The 1,146-nt window shown below is 47.8% G+C and carries 1 protein-coding gene; it reads right to left on the minus strand.

The window, feature by feature from the left end; all coding sequences use genetic code 11:
• The coding region (locus ACWA6V_RS21405) for an efflux RND transporter permease subunit (protein WP_449524376.1) at nucleotides 1–1,146 on the minus strand (1,146 nt) is incomplete at both ends.

Genomic DNA, 1,146 nt, shown 5'->3' on the forward strand with positions numbered 1-1,146 from the left:
CCGTGGAGAACACCATCGGCAATACACCCATAATAAATGCGAAAGAAGTCATTAAAATTGGACTTAGACGCATACGGCTGGCAGTAATAGCTGCTTGATAAGTTGCCATACCGCGCATTTCCAGTTCGCGCGCAAACTCCACAATCAGGATCGCGTTTTTACTCGCGAGCCCTGCGAGCACAAACAAACTGATTTGCGTGAAGATATTGTTGTCGCCATTAGTAATCCACACACCAAAGAGCGCAGACAAAATCGACAGTGGAACAATCGTCACTACCACCAGTGGCAACGCCAAACTTTCATACTGCGCAGCGAGCACTAAAAACACCAAGAGCAAACACAGCGGCAAAATATAAATTGCAGTGTTGCCTGCAAGCACTTCCTGATAGGTCAAATCCGTCCACTCGTACACAATGCCTGAGGGCAACACTTCATCCAGAATTTCATCAATCGCATCCTGCGCTTGACCGCTGGAATAGCCGGGAGCTGCATTGCCGTTAATATCTGCCGCAAGATAACCGTTGTAGTGAGCCGCACTTTCCGGGCCGTAACTTTCTTCCATGGTCAACACTGAACCAAGCGGCACCATATCGCCCTGCGCATTGCGCACTTTTAAGTTAAGCGCGTCTGCTGGCGTGTTGCGATATTCCGCATCTGCCTGAGCGATAACTTGATAGGTGCGGCCGAATTGGTTGAAGTCATTGACATAGAGCGAACCCAAATAGATTTGCATGGTGTCAAAAATTTCTTTCACATTCAGGCCAAGTTGTTTGGCTTTGGTGCGGTCCACATCGGCATATAATTGCGGTACGTTAATTTTGTAGTTGGAAAATACACTCGCCAACTCAGGGCGCTGCATGGCTTTTTGTTGCACCTGCGCAACCACTTCCGCTAATTTTTCATAACCCAAACCAGCGCGATCTTCGATCTGCAATTTAAATCCACCGGTAGTACCCAAACCGCGTACGGGTGGTGGTGGGAACACCGCAATAAAGGCTTCCTCAACACCGGCAAATTTCATTTGCAGTTTTTGTGAAATAGCCGCTGCAGACAATTCTTTGCCTTTGCGCTCTTCAAAAGGTTTTAAGGTTAAGAACACAATACCGGCGCTGGAACTGTTGGTGAAACCGTTAATGCTCAAGCCAG

The organism is Cellvibrio sp., from assembly GCF_053579595.1.